General features: G+C 32.7%; 10 protein-coding genes. All 10 read left to right on the top strand.

The window, feature by feature from the left end:
• The first annotated feature begins 16 nt into the window (after positions 1–16).
• The 10 genes from EB819_RS12315 to pckA all read left to right on the top strand — a co-directional run bounded on the left by EB819_RS12315 (position 17) and on the right by pckA (position 17,857).
• Positions 17–2,515, top strand: coding sequence for a SusC/RagA family TonB-linked outer membrane protein (locus EB819_RS12315; protein ID WP_245993258.1), 2,499 nt, complete (start codon positions 17–19; stop codon positions 2,513–2,515).
• A 17-nt stretch (positions 2,516–2,532) separates the two neighbouring features.
• Complete coding sequence (locus tag EB819_RS12320) at positions 2,533–4,011, top strand: RagB/SusD family nutrient uptake outer membrane protein (RefSeq protein ID WP_069800169.1); 1,479 nt, start codon at positions 2,533–2,535, stop codon at positions 4,009–4,011.
• Between the two features lie 340 nt (positions 4,012–4,351).
• The gene (locus EB819_RS12325; RefSeq protein WP_069800171.1) at positions 4,352–7,183 is read left to right on the top strand and encodes a SusC/RagA family TonB-linked outer membrane protein; all 2,832 of its coding nucleotides are present in this window, start codon (positions 4,352–4,354) and stop codon (positions 7,181–7,183) included.
• A gap of 12 nt (positions 7,184–7,195) precedes the next feature.
• The gene (locus EB819_RS12330; protein WP_069800173.1) at positions 7,196–8,608 is read left to right on the top strand and encodes a RagB/SusD family nutrient uptake outer membrane protein; all 1,413 of its coding nucleotides are present in this window, start codon (positions 7,196–7,198) and stop codon (positions 8,606–8,608) included.
• A gap of 172 nt (positions 8,609–8,780) precedes the next feature.
• Complete coding sequence (locus EB819_RS12335; protein WP_069800175.1) at positions 8,781–10,700, top strand: putative porin; 1,920 nt, start codon at positions 8,781–8,783, stop codon at positions 10,698–10,700.
• Positions 10,701–10,709: 9 nt separating this feature from the next.
• Complete coding sequence (bshC, locus tag EB819_RS12340) at positions 10,710–12,278, top strand: bacillithiol biosynthesis cysteine-adding enzyme BshC (RefSeq protein WP_069800177.1); 1,569 nt, start codon at positions 10,710–10,712, stop codon at positions 12,276–12,278.
• A gap of 37 nt (positions 12,279–12,315) precedes the next feature.
• Positions 12,316–14,214, top strand: coding sequence for an amino acid ABC transporter substrate-binding protein (locus tag EB819_RS12345; RefSeq protein ID WP_069800179.1), 1,899 nt, complete (start codon positions 12,316–12,318; stop codon positions 14,212–14,214).
• A gap of 59 nt (positions 14,215–14,273) precedes the next feature.
• A complete protein-coding gene (gene fabD, locus EB819_RS12350) occupies positions 14,274–15,149 on the top strand; it encodes an ACP S-malonyltransferase (RefSeq protein WP_069800181.1) in 876 nt (291 codons plus the stop codon).
• A 64-nt stretch (positions 15,150–15,213) separates the two neighbouring features.
• A complete protein-coding gene (locus tag EB819_RS12355) occupies positions 15,214–16,116 on the top strand; it encodes a GYDIA family GHMP kinase (RefSeq protein ID WP_069800183.1) in 903 nt (300 codons plus the stop codon).
• 136 nt (positions 16,117–16,252) lie between these two features.
• Entirely contained in the window at positions 16,253–17,857 is a 1,605-nt protein-coding gene (gene pckA, locus EB819_RS12360) for a phosphoenolpyruvate carboxykinase (ATP) (RefSeq protein WP_069800185.1), read from the top strand.
• Positions 17,858–17,911 lie beyond the last annotated feature (54 nt).

A 17,911-nucleotide genomic window follows, 5' to 3' on the forward strand; every position in this document is an offset into this window, starting at 1 on the left:
TATTGAAAGTATCGATATTGCAAAAGATGCTGCGGCAACTGCAATTTATGGTTCTAGAGCTGCAAATGGAGTGGTTTTTGTGACCACTAAGAAAGGAAAAAGTGGAAGGGCTAAGATTAATTATAGTACTTGGCTAAGCGTAGCTAGTCCTTTTAGATTGCCAGAAACTCTGGGGGCAGAAGATTATGTTAAGTTTAAAAATGCTGCAGTTGCTAATAATCCTACAGCTAGTGCTTTTAAATTTAGTACAGCCTTAGATGCTAATGGAAATCTTATTGATACAGATTGGTCTAAGATTATATATAGAACGGGTATTTCATCTAATCATAATATTAATGTATCTGGTGGTAATGAAGGTACATCTTATTATTTTTCTGCTGGATATACTAATCAGCAAGGGATCATTCAAAAGAATGATTTTAAAAGAATTAGTGCCTTGTTAAATATTGACTCTAAAGTAACTAAAAACATTTCAATTGGGGGGAAATTATCTTTCTCTAATGAGATGAACTTAGCGGCTACTAATTCTGGATCGCTTTCAGGTGGTGCTTTTTCCACGGGTGGTTTAGGTCGCTTGCAATTTGTATTGCCTTCTACATTAGCTCCATTTAATAATGATGGCTCATATAACTTAAACGGGGCTGCTATCGGGAGTTCTCCACAAATTGTTGGAACAAGCAACTTGGGTTATTATAATCCGCAATTTTTGTTAGATAATAATAAGGAATCAACAGAGAATAATCGTATTCAAGGGAATGTTTATGGTCAAGTTAAACCATTGTCTTGGTTAACTGCTCGTACTCAATTAGGTTTGGATTTCATGTTTACTGATAATAATGTTTTTTGGAGTCCAAGAGCTGGTGATGGTTATTCTAGGAATGGTTATGCTTGGGCGGGTAATGATATTGCAAAAACTATTGTTTGGACTAATACATTACAGGTGGATAAGTCTTTTGGTGATAGCTCATTTAATTTATTATTTGGTAACGAACAGCAATTCTCTAAATTTAAAGGGATTGGTTTGCAAAGAGAAAATTTATCAGATCCTGATTATGATGTAATACAAGCGGGGTTTACAATTAATAACCCTGCAAATTTATATAAGTCTGAAAATTATCTAGTATCATTCTTCTCTCGTTTAAATTATAATTATGGAGGTAAATATTTCTTGAGTGGAAACTTACGTCAAGATGAGTATTCTGCTCTAGCTGTTAAAAAAGGTATTTTTTGGGGTGTTAGTGCAGGATGGGAATTATCAAAAGAGAACTTTTGGAATACTTTAGGAGTTAATGATGTGTTTTCTAATTTTAGATTAAAAGGAAGTTATGGTAAAGTGGGGAATGTGAGTGGAATTGGTAATTACCAATCTTTATCTACTTTTGGTTCTGGACTTTATGGAGGTACTTCTTCATTGATTTTTAATAATGTTGGAAATCCAAATCTTACATGGGAGACCAGTAAAAAAATGGATGTAGGGGCATCGTTTGGAATTTTAAATGGACGAGTTAATGCAGAAGTAAGTTATTATGATAATAAAATTGATGGTTTAATTTTATTTGTACAACAATCGCCATCTGCAGGTTTACCTACCAGTGTTCCTCAAAACATTGGAAAAATGTATAATAAAGGATGGGAGGTAGACGTTAAGTCGTCTATTATTCAGACGGATAATTTTTCTTGGAATTTAGGAGCTAATGCTTCTTTCAATGAAAATATGGTGACAGAGTTAGCGCCAACTATGTCTAACCTTCAGACGGCTACATCTAATCTAGAGACCGTTAACAGAACTATGCCAGGCTATTCATTAGGACATTTATTTGTAGTGAGAACAGCAGGTGTAGATCCAGAAACAGGGAAACGTATTTTCTTAAATAAAAATGGAGAAAAAGTTTATTATCAATACTATGCAGCTCCAGGAACTTACCAATGGTCTAAAACAGCTGATGGTACAGTAAAGGCAGACGCAGTATCTATTGCTGATGGGGTAATGTATGGTAATACACAACCTAAAATATATGGTGGTTTCGATAATACTTTCCGTTATAAAGGATTTGAGTTAAATTCATTATTTACTTTTCAAATGGGTAATTATGTTTACTACGGATCAAATGCAGGTTTGCATGATCAACGTTGGTGGAATAATAGTGTAGATGTATTGACAGATGCTTGGAAAAACCCTGGAGATACTGGTATGAAATATGCTAAACCTGTATTTAACGATAATGTATCTAATGGTTCTTCTATGCCCCTTGATATTAATGTATTTAAAGGAGATTTCTTAAAATTAAAAAGTTTAACATTAGCTTACAATTTGCCAAAATCTGTCCTTGATCAATACAAAATTAATAATATAAGATTGTATGTAAGTGGTCAAAACTTATTTATATTGACGCAATATCCAGGACCAGATCCTGAGGTTTCTTCTAATGGTAATACTGCATCAGCACCTGGTGTTGATAGAAATACGGTAGGAAATGCAAGAACATTTTTATTTGGGCTTAATGTAGGGTTTTAATTTTAAATTTAAAAAAAATGAAAAATAATAAAATATTTATAGGACTGGCAATAGCTGTATTATCTTTAGTTACTTCATGTAGAAATGAAGATTCTTTGTCTCCTGAAAACGAAACAGCGATTACTGATGCTTCTGCATTTACAACTTCAACTCGTATTGATGGAGTTTTGTTATCAGTGTATAGTTCTTTTAAAAGTGGAAATGTACATGGGGGTCGATATGTAGTTTATGGAGATATTAGAGGAGAAGACATTTTAAAAGAAACAGATAATTTAGTAACGGCGGCTGATATTTTTAGTCAAATACCTACGAATTCATCCAACTCTATTACGTCTTTTTGGTCAAGTAGTTATTACGCAATTAACAATGCTAATCTTTTTATTGACGGAATGAATGCGCAAGGTATAAGTGTAGTTGGAGAAACAAAGGGAAAAGCATATATTGCTGAGGCAAAGGCTCTTAGGGCAATGTTGTATTATGGGTTATTGCAGTTTTTTGCAAAACCGTATGCAGATGGTAATGGTTCTAAACCAGGTTTACCATTGCGTCTAACAGGTATCAAAGGAAGTGGTAGTTCAGAATTAGCTAGAAGTACTGTAGGCGAAGTCTATACACAAATTTTAAAAGATTTGAATGAAGCAGAGGCTGATTTACCTTTAAGTAATGGTACTGCAACTTTAAATACTACTCGTGTTCATAAAAATACTGTAATTGCTTTTAAAACAAGGGTTTATTTATCTATGCAGAAGTATACGGAAGCGGTAAACGAAGCAAATAAGATAGTTTCATCTACAGCTCCTTTCACTGCAACAACAGGGGTGGCGCATAGACTAGAAGCTAATTTGTCTACTGTTTTTACAAATTATACAACTAATGAGTCTATTTTTTCATTGCCAATGACTAATACTGCAGGTGATTTTCCTGGGACTCAAAATCAAATTGCATACTATTGGACTCCAGTGACTTCTTTAGGAGGAGTTGGTAATGGAGAATATTCAGTAAATCCGAACGGTATTTTGGCAAATACTACACAGTTTACCGCAAATGACAAAAGAAGAGCGTTTGTATTAGCAACCAATTCTGGAACTAAACTATGGAATATGAAGTTTAAAACCCCAAATCCTTATACTGATTGGGTGCCAGTAATTAGATATGCAGAGGTTCTACTTAATCTTGCAGAAGCTAAAGTTAGATCAACTAATACTGTTGATTCACAAGCAATTGCTTTATTAAATGCAGTGCATAGTCGTTCAGATGCGGATAAAGTTTTTACAGCTGGGGATTTTGCTTCATCAGCAAGTTTCTTAATTGCATTAGATAATGAGCGTAGAATGGAGTTTATGGGAGAAGGACACAGAACTAAAGATGTTACAAGGTTGTTAGCTACCTTCCCAGCTCATGGATCTGCACCATCTAAATCACTTAATGATGTAGGGTATATTTGGCCAATTCCTTCTGCTGAGTTATCACTTAATTCATTATGCGTTGATAATTAGATTAGAAAGTACTCTATAATTATATTACGAAATTATATTTATGTTGTATTGATATTATAAATAAGCCACTCTTAGAGAGTGGTTTTTCTGTATAACGCCTCTTATTTATATTTATTCTAAATAAATAAAATATTATATGATAATATGTTAAAAATAATAAATATAAATTTATCTTATTTGTGTTTTTTTTAAAAAAAACTTATTTTATTTTTTATTTTTCAATTTATTAAAATTCAAAAGGAAATAAAATATGATATATATTTTAAATTAAATAACAGCAATTTGGATATGTTAAAATTTATTAACAATTTTGTCTATTAAAATATTAAATATTGTTAATATGAATGTAAAATTAAAAGTTTTAACAGTAGGTGCTCTATTTTTTATAGGAGGTCAAGCTGTTATGGCACAAAAGAAAAAAGATTCTTTAGGTGAAAAAAAGATTGAAGAAGTCGTAATTGTAGGTTTTGGTCAAAAGAAAACAGTAAATGAATTGACGGGAGCTGTGGGTAACATCAAAGCAGATGCTATCGAAAACGTTCCTGTAGCATCAATTGATAAAATGCTACAAGGTAGAGTTGCTGGTGTACAGACAGGGAATGCTTCTGGTCAACCTGGTGGATTTGCTACTGTAAGAGTAAGAGGGATTGCTTCAGTTAATGGTGGAGTAAATCCAATTTATATTGTAGATGGAGTAAGAGTTACTGCTGGAGATGTAACAAGAGGAGCAATTACAGCAAACATCCTTGCCAACCTTAACAGTGATGATATTGAAAGTATGACGGTACTTAAAGATGCTGCATCTACTGCAGTATATGGTGCTGATGCTGGAGCTGGAGTAGTAGTTATTACAACGAAATCTGGTAAAAAAGGTAAACCAAAAATCAATATTAATTTTGAGCATGGTACTAACTCAAGAGCTATTGAAGGACAAAGAGGTTTAAATACTGAACAATATAGATATTTATTATCTCATACTTTTGCAAATGCTACAGGGCAAACACCTGAGGAATTTACAGCAGATGCTGTAGCTGGTTTATATAATAATAACGCAACTTTTGCAGCTTTACAAAACATTTTTACAACTTCTAATAGTACAGATTGGAGAAAAGCATTGAGTAGATCTGCTTACCAACAATCAGCAAATGTATCAATTAATGGAGGTAATGATAAAGTAACTTATTATAACTCGGCAAACTACTTTTTACAAGAGAGTGAAATTAAAGGATCTGATTTCAAGAGAGTTGCTTTTACGAATAAAGTAAATTATGAAGCATCTGATAAATTTAAGGTAGGTACAGATATTCAGATGTCTTATAGTAAAATTAATACGCTAAATAATGGTGGAGCTTTTGCTAACCCAATTTTAACAGAATTATTTGCTAGACCGACAGACGCGGCTTATAATCCTGATGGTTCTTATTATTTAGGGGTAAATGGTAGATTAAGTAATAACTTATTTAATAATGCATACTTAGCTGAACATAATTATTACAGAGCAGAAACAGCAAGAGTTTTTGCTTCATTAAATGCTGATTATAAAATCCTTAAAAATTTAAATTATAGATTTGTATTTGGTGGAGAATTCATCAATGTAGAAAACCAAACTTATCTTAACCCTGTTCACGGAGATGGATATGCAGTAAATGGTAGAAAAACAGAGTCTATAGACAGATTATTTAACTGGAATTTACAAAACATTTTAAGTTATAACTTTAAAATTGGAGATAAAAATAACTTTGATGTAAGATTAATCCAAGAAGCTTATCAAAGACAGAGCCATGTAGTAGGAGCTAGTGCTACTTCTGTAGGTTCTCCATTATTAGAAACTTTAACAAATTTTGTTAAGCCTGCTTCTTTCCAAGGAGATAGAGGGCAAAGTTCTAGAACTGGTTATGCAGCAGTGTTTAATTACAATTTTGATAAGTTAATTAACTTAGATGCTTCATATAGAAGAGATGCTTTATCTAACTTTACAGAAGATCAAAAATGGGGAGATTTCTACTCAGTTGGTTTAGCAGTAGATTTAGCAAAAATAAACTTAATTAAGCAAATTGATCAAATCTCTATGTTTAAATTGAGAGGGTCTTATGGTAAAGTAGGTAACCAAATTTCTAGTAGCCCTTATTCATTACTAGGATTCTCTACTAACTATAATGATTTAGCTGCTGTAACTTATGGTGGAGTTTACAATCCAGATTTAAAATGGGAAGCTATTAATCCTTTAAGCCTTGGTATTGATGCTGGTTTATTTAATAATAGATTAACATTTACTGCAGAATATTATAATAAGAAAACTACTGATTTAGTATTCTCACAACCATTATCATTATCTCAAGGTTTAGCCTCTATGGATAGAAATATTGGCTCTTTAGTTAATAAAGGCTGGGAATTTGCGGTAAACGGAGAAATTATTAGTACAGAAAATCTTAGCTGGGAATTAGGTGGTAACTTCAGTACATTAGATAATGAAATTACCAAATTATATGGTGGAGCTGATATAATCTCTGGTTCTACAATCTTAAGAGAAGGTGAAGCAGTAGGTACATATTATATGAGAAAATGGGCTGGAGTAGATGCTACAACAGGTAGTGCACTATGGTATATCAATGGTAAAGATGGAGAAACAACATCTAACTATAACGCAGCACAATTAGCGGTTCAAGGAACTAACTTCTCTAAATATTATGGAGGTATTAATACTAAAGTGGTTTACAAAGGATTTAGCGTTGAGGCTTTAGCAACTTACGGTTTCGGTGGTAGAGTATTAAATGACTGGGCTAATTACACTCAATCTGATGGTCAATATTCTTATAATTATGCAGGTTCTACAGACCAATTAGATTTCTGGACTCCTGATAATCCAAATGCTGCAAATCCTAAACCAGTTTATGGTAATACAACATTATCAAATAGAGTTTCTACAAGATACTTATCTAAGACAGACTACTTAAGATTAAGTAATGTTAAGATTGGTTATAAATTTAATTCTGAGTTATTAAAGAATACAGGTTTAGCAGGATTTGAAGTGTATGTTCAAGGGAATAATGTTTGGACTCATCTATATGATGATACTTTAAGATTTGACCCAGAAAATAACTTAAATACTGCAAATAATCTTAATTTACCAGTTCAGAAAACTTATTCATTAGGATTTAATTTACAATTTTAAAAAATTATAAAAATGAGAAAAAACATTTTAAAATATACAATAGCATGTCTTTCAATAGGTCTTACTATGGCGTCATGTAGTAGAGACTTTGTTGAGACAGAATTTTTCCAGTCTGTAGAGCAAAGACCGTTAGTTTCTATTGAAGAATTAGAATCTTCGGTAAGAGGACAATATAATGCAATGAGAAGTGCCTCTTATTATGGATGTGATTTCACCATGATTTCAGAAGTGAGAAGTGATAACATGTTTTCTAATAACGCGAGTGGTTATTATAATACTGTAAGTAATTACTCTATGTTATCAAGTGACTCTTATGCTTCAGGTCCTTATACACAAATGTATAGAGTGGTAGCTTTAGCTAATTTAGTTATTAATAACCAATCTCCTACTCCATTAACTTGGAAAGTAAGTACTGATCCTACAGCAATTAAAAATAAAGAAAATTACTTAAAAGGACAGTCTTATGCAGCTAGAGCTTTAGCATTTTTTGATGCTTTAAGACTTTATGGACAAGAATATTCAGGAGGAACAACAGGTATTGTAATTCCTACTAAATATGAGCCTACTAAATTACAAGCTAGAGCAACAGTTGACGAAGTGAGAACTCAAATTGAAAATGATTTCACTACAGCTCTTTCTTTAATGTTGCCAAGTTTAGATTCTTATACAGATAAAACAGTTCTTAATACAGTTTCTGTAAAAGTTTTAATGTCTAGATATTATCTTTACAAAAAAGATTATGCAAAAGTTAGACAATTAGTAAATGAAGTTATTACTGCTAGCTCTGGTAGATATTCAGTAATTGGTAGAGGTGATTATGCTAACAGTTTCAGAAATAGCTCTGCTCAAAATTCAATTTTTGAATTAGCAATTGGTACTTTAGGTGATTTAGGAACTACTTCTACTTCTTATAAACTTCTTAACGCTCCTCTTGGATATGGAAACATGAAAGTTCTTTCTGCGCTTAGAAGTTCATATAATGCTAATGATATTAGACTTGCAGGTATAACTACTGGATTGGTTCTAAATGGAAAATATGCTAATACCTTTGATAATATTAAAGTAGTAAGATTTGAAGAAGTTTTACTAAATGGTGCAGAAGCAGAGTTAATGCCAGGTGGAGATCCAGCAAAAGCTTTATTATATTATAATTTATTACTACAAAATAGAGTATTAAATTATGTTCCAGCTGTAGCTGTTACATTAGCAGATGTTTATCAAGAAAAGAAAAAAGAGTTTGTAGGAGAAGGTCATGGTATGTTTGACTTATTGAGAAGAGGACAAGGCATCACTCAGAGAAATACTTCTGGTGCAGCTGTAAGAGTAAGAAATGTTGGTGACAACTTACTTGCTTTCCCAATTCCAAGAGCAGAAATTAATGTTCCTGGTTCATTAGTAGTACAAAATCCAAGCTACTCTAACTAATTAAATTTAGTTCATCATAAATACCCTCCGATTTCGGAGGGTTTTTTATTTCCATTAATTCTCTTACTTTTGTACTTCAAAATATTAAAATGAAACACCCTTGTTATTTTTTACACAAAAGCATGATTATGGGTGTTCCATCTGACCATTAAAAATTAATAAATATAAACAGATGAAATACATCTTATTCATCATATTTTTTGCAGTACATTTTTTAGGCGCTCAAATTGTTAATAAAACCGATGGAAATGTTCCTTCTGATACATTAATAATAGATAAAGGAGGTAAAGATTCTTTGAAAATCTTTAAGCCAACCATAAATGACTACCAGCATTATACTCAGTTTTCTGAAAAGAAAATTTTTGATACAGTTTTTACTATTGACAAATCTTATCAATTTACACAATACAATAACCAAGACAACTTTGGTAAAATACAATTTGCCAACATCGGTTCTGGATTTCAAGATTTAATGTTTCGTGTCAACAAAGAACAAAATTTAGCATTATTACCTACTCGAAAATCACATTTTATTTTAGGAATTGATGATGTTAAATATTATGATGTAAAAACACCCACTACATCTTTCATTTACCATAACGCGATGAAACAAGGAGCAGCCTTGAAAACTACTTATACTCAAAATGTAGGAAAAAATTTCAACGTAGCAGTAGAATATATGGGACTGCGTTCTCAAGGTGTTTACCAAAGAGAATTGGCGTCGTCTAATAATTTCATCTTGTCTTCTCGTTTTAATTCTAAGAACAATCGTTATCGATTTTTCACACATTACATTCACCAAAATGTAAACAACGAAGAAAATGGTGGAATAGAAGATTTAAGTCTGTTCTTGGGAGATGACACTCGTTTTAATAACAGACAAAACCTTGCGGTAAATCTTACCTCTACAGATTCTAGATTTTCGTACAGAAGATATTATTTCTCTCAAGAATTTCAGTTTGTCAATTCAGAGAAATATCCTTTTAAAGTAAGACATACCATTTTCCATCAAGCCAATAAATATTGGTATAAACAACAAGGTTCTGAGTCGTTTTATAATTCAGATGTTGTAGAAGATTATGGAACGTCTGCTTATAAGTTTTCTAAAAATTTAAGCAATACATTTACCTTACTTTTTGATAAACCTACTTTCAAATTAGAAGCAGGAGTTCGTCACCAAATGATTAATTTAGGAACGGACAAAGAACTTCCAGCCATTGTTGGGGTCAATATTCCTTTAGACAATAAAGAAAATAGATTTGGTGCAGTAGGGAATTTAGAAATCAAATTATGGGACAAGGTAGATTTAAAATCTAATCTAGAATATTCTAACGGAAGTACTTTTGGCAATTTCCTTCGTTCAGAAAACAATTTGAAGTTAGAACCGATTAAAGATTATATTTTAGATGCCCATGTAAATTTACAAACCTCTAAACCAAGTTTTAATTATTTAATCAACCCATCGTTTTACCAAAATTTCAATTATAATTTCTTAGATGCTAAAAATGAAAGCACTTTAGAAATCGGAGGTAAAGTCAATCTAAAGTGGTTCCAAAGTTCAGTTTTTGCCAATTATTTTAGAATAGAAAATTACACATACATTGGAGCTGATTATCAACCAAAGCAAAGCGAGTCATCACTCAATATTTCTCAAATCGGTGGCGAAGCTACTTTTTCTTATTGGAAACTTAATTTCAATACCAAATTGCTTTTCCAATCGGCTTTGTCTGAGAAGAATCTTTACCCAATGCCTAGTTTTATCGGTAGATTAAATGCGTATTATCAGGCAAAAGCGTTCAAAGATGCTGCAGAAATTCAAACTGGAATAAAAGTGTATTATTTCTCTAAATTTAATTCTAGAGAATATTTCCCAGTACTCAATGAATTTGCAGTTTCTGCAAATACGGCTTCTATTGGTGGTCAACCAATTGCAGATGCTTATTTTAACATGAAGGTAAAAAGAATGCTTATTTATGCAGAAGCGCAGCATGTAAACACTACTTTTATGAAAAACAAATCATTCGCTGCTCCCAATTATCCTATTTATGATTTTCGATTGAATTTAGGAATTGTTTGGTATTTATTTCACTAAATTTGCTTCATGCCGAAGTTTAAATTTCCGTTTCAAGATTTAGAAACCATCCCGAAATTAATCAAGGACTTTCTTCAACAAGAGATTCCGCAGTTTTCTGCATATCAGTTTACTTTAGATAACGCACTGTTACAAGCAGAAAAAAAAGCACATAACTATACACTAGAGCAAAGAAAAATACTGGTAGACGTTCTTAGAGCGCAGCATCAGCATTTAGATTTAAGTGCTAAGCAATCGCAGAATTTAGATTTGCTCTTGTCCGAAAATACTTTTACCGTAACTACAGGTCATCAGTTGAATTTGTTTTCTGGGCCAGTTTTTTTTGTCTACAAAATTTTACAAACCATAAAAACGGCTGATTTTTTAACTCAAAATTCCGATAAAAATTTTGTTCCTATCTTTTGGTTGGCTACAGAAGATCACGATTTTGAGGAGATTAATCATTTCAAAACTGCAAATGGATTTTATCAAATCAAAGGAAGTTCTGGTGGTGCAGTTGGCAGAATTATTATAGAAGACAATAGTTTTTTAGAAGAATTCGAAAAAGAGTTTAAAGATGATGTTTTCGGAACACAGCTTATTCTTCTTGCCAAAAAAGCTTATCAAAAAGGAAGAACTTTTACCGAAGCTACTCAGATTTTGGTTCAAGAGATTTTTGCAGAATTTGGACTTTTAATGATAGATGGAGACGATGTTTTGCTCAAAAATCAAATGCAAAATATCTTCAAAGAAGAACTGGTAAATCACACGACACATCATTTTTCTCAAGAAAATGTAAAATTCCTAACCGAGAAATACGGAAAAGTACAAGTAAACCCTAGAGAAATTAATCTTTTCTACTTGTCCGACACCAGAAATAGAATAGAATTTGATGGAGAACAATTTCAGATTGTAGATAAAAATCTCACGTTTACTTTAGAAGAATTGGCAGAAGATTGGTCTAAAATTTCACCGAATGCTTTGTTAAGACCTGTTTTTCAAGAAAAAGTTTTGCCCAATATTGCTTACATTGGTGGGAATGCAGAAATCATGTATTGGTTAGAAATGCCAAAGGTTTTTGAAAAATTTGGGGCAGAATTTCCTCTTTTGGTTCCGAGAAACTCTATGTTGTTCCTTAGAGAGAAAACTTTAGATAAAATAGAAAAATCTGGAGTAGCCTTACAAGACTTTTTGGGAGATTTTCAGAAATTCTTAAATCAAAAATTGCTGAAAGAATCAGAACTGAATGCCGATTTAGAAAAGCGAGAGCAATTGTTAAAAGAAAATTTCGAAATTTTAAAAAATAAAGCTTCACTTACTGCCGTTACCTTTAGAAATATGGTAGAAGCAGAAGAAACGAGACAATTGAAGTCTTTTCAGAAATTTAAGAAAAGATTGTTACGTGCAGAAAAAATTCTTCACGCAGATAAAATAGATTATCTTCAGCGTTTGTATTCAGAAATTCACCCTGCTAATAATTGGCAAGAAAGAAGCCTCAATTTCAGTGTCTTTTTCGCAGAAAATGGCGAAAAATGGCTCAAAAATTGTTACCAAGAAATGGAGGTTTTAAATTCTGTCTTAATTGTTAGCGAATTTTAGCCCGAAAAACATTAATTTTGTAACTTAAATAACGAGGATGAAAAAATATCTTGTATTCATATATACGTTAATAGGTTTTGTAGCTTTTGCGCAGAAAACACATACTGTAGCAAAAGGTGATACTCCGTATAATATTTCTAAAAAATATGGGGTAACACTAGACGAACTCACGAAGCTAAATCCTCAAATCAAAGAGGGAAAATTAGCGATTGGAGATGTTTTAATCATCACTAAGAAAAACTCAGAAGTTGTAAAAACTACTGAAAAAGCGGTGGCTACTACCAATCAAAAATTAGGCAAAATCGTACTTCAACCGAAGCAAACGATTTACGGAATTACCAAACAATATCATATTTCTGAAGCGGATTTAAGAAAATTGAATCCTAACTTAGACCAGCATATGAAAATTGGTGACGAGGTAACTTTGCCTGCTGAAAATATCAAAAAATATGCAGATCAAAATGCATTTGTAAAAACAGAAATTCCAGTAGAAAAACCTGTGGAAAAGGCAGTAGAAAAGCCAAAAGCAGATGAAGGAACTTATGTAATTCAGCCAAAAGATAATTATTACAGAATTACCAAAAGTTTTAACCTTACTCAAGAGGAATTATTTGCCATCAATCCTGGTTTAGAAGAAAAAGGATTGCAACCCGGCGAAGTCATTAATGTGAAAAAACCTCAAAATTCTAAGGTTAAAGAAACCGTAACTTGGCAAGAAGACAAAAAAACCGAGAAAGCAGAAGTTCAAAATGTAGTTGCAGACGAATACCAAACGTACACGGTTCAGAATGGGGATACAGTTTTCGGGATTCTTAATAAATTTAATGTTTCGCTAGACCAATTGCTAGAACTTAATCCTAAACTTTCAGAAGGTTTAAAACCAGGAATGGTTCTAAAAGTGAAGAAGCTAGAAGCGGGTTATGTTAAAAAATCTGGTGATGAACTAAATGTAGTTTTAATGTTGCCATTCGGTTTTGATGATGGTGATAGTAAATACAGAAGTATGGCTGCTGATTTCTTAACGGGTGCAAAATTAGCCATCGAAAGAAATGCTAAAGCTGGTCAAAAACTAGATGTAAAAGTAGTAGACGCAGGAAGTGAAGCAAGTTTTAAAAATTCACTTACGCAAATCAATCAAAATAATACAGACTTAATCATAGGACCGTTTTTCAAGTCAAACGTTTTAGAAGTTTTAGACTATGTAAAAACTCAAAAAATTCCTGTGGTAGCTCCGTTTGCTAACTCTCCAGAGCTTAGAAATTATAGCAATTTGGTGATTATTGAAACGGAACAAAGTGTTTTTGCAGACAGAATTGTAAAAGAAGTTTCTTTGGCTTATTCTGACCAAAAAATATATATCGTGGCAGATTCTGATAAGACTTATGCCAATTATATGAAAAAACAGTTAGAAGGTCAGTTGAAAAATGCAAACATCACCGTAGTAAATTCTTCGGCAGATATTCAGTTAGATACAAATATGATGACTGGTCAAACCGCTCCTATAATTGCGATTTTGGCGAATGATAATGATGATGCAGGAAGTGATTTTTCAAAAAGAATCATTGAGTTAGCTAAAGAAACCAGCGGAATGAAATCATTCAGTATGTATTATCATCCATCTTTTGAAAAAAATATTGCCGAACTCAGCAATGCGAGCTTGGTGTATTTGATGGATAGAAAAATAAACACAGACGGTGACTTCGAAAAAGAAGTTCTCGCAGATTATAAGAAAAAATATTGCAAAGCACCTTCTAAGTATGCTGTAATTGGTTTTGACGTAGTGAATGATATGTTGACCAGAGAAAACAGCAAGGGAGAATTGTTTAAGCAAATGAATAAACCTCAAACCCAATTGGCTACCAAGTTTGAATTTGTACGAAACAAAAACGGAGCATACGTGAACCAGGGGTACAGAGTAGTGAGATTAGTTCCTTAATAGCGAAAACTAATACTAAACAAAAGAAGAATAAGACTCAAATTTATCGAAAAAAAATTATGAAAGCACTTGTATTTCCAGGGCAAGGTTCTCAGTTCGTAGGAATGGGAAAAGAACTCTATGATAGTAGAAAAGAAATTAAAGACCTCATGGATTTCAGTAATGAAATTCTAGGTTTTGATATACTAAAAATCATGTTCGAGGGAACTGATGAAGACCTTAAAAAAACAAAAGTTACCCAACCAGCAATATTTATTCATTCTGTAGCTGCTGTAAAAGCAATTGACGGAACAGGAGCTCAAATGGTAGCAGGACATTCTCTAGGAGAGTTCTCTGCTTTAGTTGCTAATGGAGTTTTGAGTTTTGAAGACGGACTTAAGTTGGTTTCAGAAAGAGCTTTGGCGATGCAAGAAGCATGTGATGTTAATCCATCTTCTATGGCAGCAATTCTAGGTTTAGATGATGCTAAAGTGGAAGAAATTTGTGCTTCAATTGGTGGAGTAGTAGTTCCAGCGAATTACAACTGTCCAGGACAATTGGTGATTTCTGGTGAAACCAAAGCGGTAGAAGAAGCGTGTAATGCAATGAAAGAAGCTGGTGCGAAAAGAGCATTAATTTTACCTGTAAATGGTGCGTTTCATTCTCCATTAATGCAGCCTGCACAAGAAAGATTGGCTGCGGCAATAGAAAATGCAAAATTTAGAAAAGCGACCATTCCTGTTTATCAAAATATTACCACGACTGCTGTTACAAATCCAGATGAAATTAAGAAAAATCTGATTGCTCAATTAACAGGACCTGTAAAATGGACACAGTCTGTACAAAACATGATTAAAGACGGCGCTACAAATTTTGTAGAAGTAGGACCGGGAAAAACTTTGCAAGGACTGATAAAGAAGATTAACTCCGAAGTAACAGTTGCATCTGCAATTTAAAATAAAGTAAGCCACAAATTTTTTTGTGGCTTTTTTTTTTTATTTTTGTTAAAAATAAAATCCTTTGAAAAATCATATATTTTCACCAGGCAAATTACTGATTACTTCAGAATACTTTGTTTTAGATGGAGCTTTAGCTTTAGCAGTACCTACTCGATTGGGGCAAGATTTTTATTCAGAAGAAGAAAAAGATAGTGCTTCCATGGTTTTTTGGGAGGCTTTGCATGAGAACAAACCTTGGCTTTCTATCCAAATAGATTATAAAAATTGGGAAATTATACAAACCAACCTTCCTGAAAGCGCAGCATTTATTCTTAAAGTGCTTCAAAACGTACAGAAACTTTCTACAGAAAAATTTCATAGCGATTCTACGTATAAGATTACTACTAATTTACAGTTCCCCTCGAATTATGGATTGGGGAGTAGTTCTACATTGATGAATAATTTAGCAGAATGGTCTTGTATAGATGCTTTTCTTCTTAATGAACTTTCTTTGGGTGGAAGTGGTTATGATATAGCTGTGGCTCAAGAAAAATCTGCCATTCTTTATCAAAATAACCCTAGAAAAGTGGAAAGAGTAGAATTCAATCCTAGTTTTACTGATGATTTAATCTTCATTCATTTAAACCAAAAGCAAGATAGTAGAGAAGGAATAAGAGCTTTTCAGTCTCAAAAAAAATCTTTAGATTTAAGAACTGACTTTTCAGAAATTACTCAAAAAGTACTACAATGTAAAACCTTGGAAGAGTTTTCTAACCTTATGATGCTGCATGAGAGTAAGTTAAGTGAATTTTTAGGAATGAAAACCGCTAAAGAAAAACACTTTCAAGACTGCCCAAGTTTCATCAAAAGTTTGGGAGCTTGGGGCGGAGATTTCGTTCTAGCTTCAAAATTTGGGGATTACAAAAATTACTTTTTTGAGCGCAATTTTAAAAATATATTAGAATGGAAAAATTTAATTGCTTGATAATTAATGAATTAAGAATTTTAGTCATGATGGATTTCAGTGACCAATATCATCAATTAAGATTTAATAAAACTATATACTTTTGCTAATTTTGTAATACAAAAAAATAAGAATCATTAATATAATTTTTTTAACTATGAAAAATTTAAAAATCATCCAAGAACTACACGATTTAGGAATCACAGGTTATCATGAAGTAGTGTACAATCCAAGTTATGAAGAGCTTTATCAAGCAGAAATGTCTGCTAAAAATAAAGGCTTTGAAAAAGGTGCGGTTACTGAATCTGGTGCAGTTGCAGTTAAAACAGGTGTTTTTACTGGAAGATCTCCTAAAGACAGATATATAGTATTAGATGATGTTACTAAAGATACTATTTGCTGGGACGGAAAAGTTAATTTTCCTACAACTCCAGAAATTTTCGCAAGCTGTAAAACCTTAGTATTAGAGCAATTATCTACTTCTAAAAGATTATATGTAGTAGATGCTTTTTGTGGTACTAATCCAGATACAAGACTTAAAGTAAGATTTGTAATGGAAGTAGCTTGGCAAGCACATTTCGTGACTAATATGTTTATTAGACCATCTATCTACGAACTAGAAAACTTTGGTGAGCCAGATTTCGTAGTAATGAACGGTTCTAAAACAGTAAATCCAGATTGGCAGGCTCAAGGATTAAATTCTGAAAACTTTGTAATGTTTAACCTTACAGAAAGAATCCAAATTATCGGAGGAACTTGGTATGGAGGTGAGATGAAGAAAGGGATGTTTGCCATGATGAACTACTATCTTCCATTAAAAGGAATGGCTTCTATGCACTGCTCTGCAAACGTAGGTGAAGAAGGTGATGTAGCATTATTCTTCGGACTTTCTGGTACAGGTAAAACTACACTTTCTGCAGACCCAAAAAGATATTTAATTGGTGATGACGAACACGGTTGGGATGATAATGGTGTATTTAACTACGAAGGAGGTTGCTATGCAAAAGTAATTGACCTTACTGAAGAAAAAGAACCAGACATTTTCAGAGCGATTAAGAGAGATGCTTTATTAGAAAACGTAGTGGTAAACGAATATGGCGAAATAGACTATAAAGATAATTCTATTACAGAAAATACTAGAGTTTCTTACCCAATCTATCATATTAATAAAATTGTACTTCCTTCTAAAGCTGGTCACGCTAAAAAAATCGTTTATTTATCAGCAGATGCATTCGGAGTATTGCCTCCAGTATCTATTTTAAGTGATGATCAAGCTCAATACCACTTCTTATGCGGATATACCTCTAAATTAGCAGGAACAGAGAGAGGAATTACTTCTCCAGAACCTTCATTCTCTCCAGCTTTCGGTGAAGCTTTCCTTACTTTACACCCAACAATGTATTCTAAAACATTAATTGGTAAAATGAAAGAACACGGAGCGAAAGCTTATTTAGTAAATACAGGTTGGAATGGTACTGGTAAGAGAATTTCTCTTAAAGATACTAGAGCAATTATTGACTCAATCATAGATGGTTCAATAGAATCTGCACCTAAAACTGTAGTTCCAATTATGAATTTAGAAATTCCTACTTCTTTACCAAATGTAACTGAAGGAATTCTTGATCCAAGAAATACTTATGCTGATGTTTCTGAATGGGAAGCTAAAGCTAAAGATTTAGGAGCTAGATATATTAAAAACTTTGAACAATATTGTGATACAGAAGAAGGTAAAAGATTAGTTTCAGCTGGACCTCAATTATAAAAATCAGAGAAATACCTAAATATAAAATCCTCAGTTTTAGACTGCACCCAAAAG

The sequence above is a fragment of the Cloacibacterium normanense genome (assembly GCF_003860565.1).
GTDB classification, from domain to species: Bacteria; Bacteroidota; Bacteroidia; order Flavobacteriales; family Weeksellaceae; genus Cloacibacterium; species Cloacibacterium normanense.